Source organism: uncultured Ruminococcus sp., assembly GCF_937915125.1.
Taxonomy (GTDB): domain Bacteria; phylum Bacillota; class Clostridia; order Oscillospirales; family Ruminococcaceae; genus Ruminococcus_C.
This window is the reverse complement of sequence record NZ_CALDMP010000052.1, coordinates 1-4012: the sequence shown is the minus strand read 5'-3', so window position 1 is coordinate 4012 and position 4012 is coordinate 1. Positions and strand designations below refer to the sequence as shown.

The window sequence follows — 4012 nt, the reverse complement described above, 5'->3', positions numbered from 1 at the left end:
CATAAACTTTGTCAGATTTTTCGTCAGATGAAACAAAAAGCGCAGTGAATACTTTTTGTATTCACGAGCATTTTTGTGAAATATGACGGAAAAGATGCAAGCATATGACGTGCAAAGCCGTCAGGCGCTCTTTGTGCGGTGTTGCCTTTATAAAAGGTGCCAAAAAACCGCCCGGTGATGTGCCGGACGGTTTTTCGGAAAAATAATAAGGAGAATGTATGAAAAAACGAGATGTCAAAATAATGATGGAACGGGATCAGTTCTGGGACGCTGTGACTTCTTCCAGCGTCACATCCACTTTCATTTCTTCACCGCTGCGGACAACTGTCAGCGTAACTGTATCGCCGGCGTTGTATTCATTCTTCACAGCGTTCAGTTCTTCCGTGGTAGTGATCTCCTGATCCTGAATTGCGGTGATCACATCCGCCGGCTGTAATCCGGCAGCATCTGCTGCACCGCCCTCGGTGACGCTGATGATATAGGCGCCAACGGGAATATGATATGCCTGAGACACAGCCTCCGAAACATCCTGGCAGGTAATGCCAAGCTGCGGACGGCCTGTCACATAGCCGTAGTTGATGAGATCATCAATGATGATCTTTGCCTCCGACATAGGGATCGCAAAGCCGATGCCTTCTACTGTTGCCTGACCGGAATAGGTCGAGGACATTTTGGCAGAGTTGATGCCGATGACCTGACCGGCGCTGTTGATCAGCGGACCGCCGGAGTTACCGCTGTTGATGGCAGTATCCGTCTGGATCAGGGTCATAGTGTTATCGTTAATGGTGACCTGGCGGTTCAAAGCGGAAATAATGCCGCAGGTAACGGTGTTCTGGAATTCCAGACCCAGGGGGTTACCGATGGCAACTACCATTTCGCCCACTTCACAGCTGGAGCTGTCACCGAATTCTGCTGGTGTCAGGTCTTTTGCTTCGATTTTCAGCACGGCAATGTCTGCTTCCTTGTCATATGCCACAACGCGTGCATCATACACAGTTTCCTGGTCGGACATCTGCACCTGTACCGCAGTGGCTTCGCCGTAGCCGTACTCATCATCATAGATGACATGGGCATTGGTAACGATATAGCCGTCCTTTGACATAACGATGCCAGTGCCAACGCCTGTAGCCTGCTGGGTACCGCTGTTTTGATTGCCATAGCCGAAGAAACCGCCGTAATAGTTATTGCCTGTATTGGATGATGCAAAGGTTGCCTGCACGCCTACAACAGACGGGGTTACCTTTTTGACGATATCCGCAACGGACATGGCACCGCTGGTGGATGCCAGCTGGATCCAGCTTTCCTGCGCATTGCTGCTCTCTGCGTTATTCTTGGAGGTTTCATTTTTGCTATCATCCTTTTCCGCCGTCACATCAGAGACTACGGTGTCTTCAGAATCCAGTGAAGAACGGATGCCCTCATAGATGCCGATGGATGCACCGGAAATCAGTGCCATTGCAAGGACACAGGCAGTTACTTTTAAACCCGTATGCTTTTTCTTGGGCTTTTTCCTCGGATCTCCGGGTGTACTGCCGTTGGGATCGGAATAGTAATTTACATAGGTATAACCATTGTTCCCGTTGGAACCGCCATTGGGCGGCGGTGTCTGTGCAGCATTTCCTGCACTGTAGGAATTTGCAGAACCGGCACCGCTGTGCACTGCCTCGTCCTGATGCGGTGTAGGATTGCGGTAATAGCCGTTCTGATAGGCATAAGGATCATTTGCACTGTTGGGAGTGCCTGCCCCTGTGTTTCCCATATTGTTGTTCATGCCTGTGTTGTTATTTTCAAAATCAGCCATAATGCTCTTCCTTTCTATCTATGTCAGACTATCGCGGAAGCTGTTGTCCGGATGTCCTGGAGCTGTGCTTTTCGTTTCTGTAATTCTTATTATACGGTTTTTTGTGATAATCGTATGATAAGCGATAGAAAAGACGGTAAAATACTGTTCCACACAGGCTTCACATTGTTATTTTGCCGCAAATGTACGTCTCCGGCTCACTTACGTCCGTTTTCCTGGAGAAATGTCTCCAGCTCCACGTCCTGTCCTACGGAGCATGCCGCATAGTATTTCAGCATCAGATATGCATCATCGGCATCTGCTGCGCCGCTGTTGTTCATATCAGACGCACGGCGCTGTGTGGGAATAAAACCGCTGGGCTTTCCCACAGATACAGTAGCATATTCTTTCAGGGTGAGATATGCATCGTCTGCATTGATCATATCATTGGAATCCACATCCCCCAGGAAAAATGCAGTCCTGGTGTTTGCCGAAGCGGTATCCATCATCTCATCCAGTGCCGGACGGAGTGTCTCCAGATTGCTGCGTTCACCGGTGGCATCATATGCTGCTGCGATGACACTGCCGTCACCGTTGGAGAGTGCCTTGTCCGCATTGATGGCAGCAGAAGCTGCTACGACCTGTCCCACAGCAGTGAATGTCATATCCAGATTTGCAATATTGCTCAGATAGAAGCCCAGCGCCTTTTCACCTACTGCGCCCACATATGGCTCATAGAAATCTGCCACTGCAACATTGGGCAGAGACGAAATGGCTTCGTTCACGCCCACAGAAACGATAGGAGCACTTGCATCCGAACCGCCCAGGAGGCATGCCTCCAGGTATGTAAACAATGTGGAAAGTGCAGCACGGCGGTTCTGGGAAACAGTATCACTCAGCGCCTTGAAATCAACCGCCAGAGGGTTGGACACCTTCTGTACCACGATATTGGCGCTGCTGTTCTCATTCCGGATCAGCTGCACTGCCTCTGCAATTGCCGCGTTAGCCTCTGCCACTGTGTTGGGCAGGGATTTCATGAGCCGGCTGTCCAGTTCCATGATTTTGTTCATATCGCCGGGCATACCATTGGCAAGAGACTCCAGCGTGCTGTATTTGCTGCCGTCAATGATATCCGTATTTTCATAGAGAATCGGTGAAATAATGTCATTGACGCCGATGGATACCAGAATCACATCTGCCTCCTGAACATCTGTCCGGAGAGAGGCGTCAGTTTTCAGATCTTCCACCAGATCCGAAGCCTTCCGTCCGATCTCTGCGCGATTCACCCATGTGCCGCCCAGATAATCTGCCACATATTCCACTGAAGAGGTCATACCCTCCACCTGTGCCAGACAGTCATCGCCAATGGCAAGCACTTTTACAGCAGCCGGCTCCATGGAGAGTGCCGATGCAGAAAACGGCACCATAGCCAGTGTTGTTCCCACTGCGCAGACAGCGGCAACTCCCTTTTTCCAAACCTGTTTCATCATAAATCTCTGTTCCTTTCTTTGGGGAGCGTTCACTCCCATTTCTTATGGCAATACCGTGCAAAGCCGTCAGGCGCTCTTTGTGCGGTGTTGCCTTATCATTTCCGGACGTACCCCTTTTTTCTCGTCCACTGTCATTATAACGTGTTTCCACGATTCTGTCAAGTCATGTGGAAAAGGCAATTTTTGCTTGCCGCTGAGTGCCCAGACAAAACGAAACCGTGCCCATTCCGGAAAGAACGGGCACGGTTTCAGTAAAGCAATGAGAAAAAGAGAGATAACTGCAAAATTCTAAAATTGCAATTGAAAAATCCACCAACAGCATCCGATGTATCACTGCAGCAGACTTTTCTGATAGAAGCACCATTCCCCGGCCGCAATTCTTACCGGTGAATCATCTGCCTTGCTTCTGTCATAAATTATATCACATTTGTACGAATATGTCAACACCATTCTTTCATTTTTTATGTAAAACCTATAGCATTGTTTTTGTGCAACTTGCCTATTGAAATTGTGTTTCTGTGGGAGAAATTGGCGAAAGAGTGCAAAGAAAATGGCGTAAAAGATATGACTTTTTAAGGGACATTGCATGTGTGGGGTGGAACTTGATTCTGCCGGATTTATCTGAAGCCTCCGGTTTTTATGATTATGGCAATACCGCACAAAGATTGCACGTTAGATGCGTAGTCATATTTTTCGTCAGATGAAACAAAAAGCGCAGTGAATACTTTGTGTATTCACGAGC

General features: G+C 48.7%; 2 protein-coding genes. Both read right to left on the bottom strand.

Features of this window, described 5'->3' with window-relative positions:
• Nucleotides 1–256: 256 nt before the first annotated feature.
• Nucleotides 257–1801, bottom strand: coding sequence for a S1C family serine protease (locus Q0418_RS05125; RefSeq protein ID WP_298482865.1), 1545 nt, complete (start codon nucleotides 1799–1801; stop codon nucleotides 257–259).
• A 197-nt stretch (nucleotides 1802–1998) separates the two neighbouring features.
• Nucleotides 1999–3270, bottom strand: coding sequence for a hypothetical protein (locus Q0418_RS05120; RefSeq protein ID WP_298482863.1), 1272 nt, complete (start codon nucleotides 3268–3270; stop codon nucleotides 1999–2001).
• Nucleotides 3271–4012 lie beyond the last annotated feature (742 nt).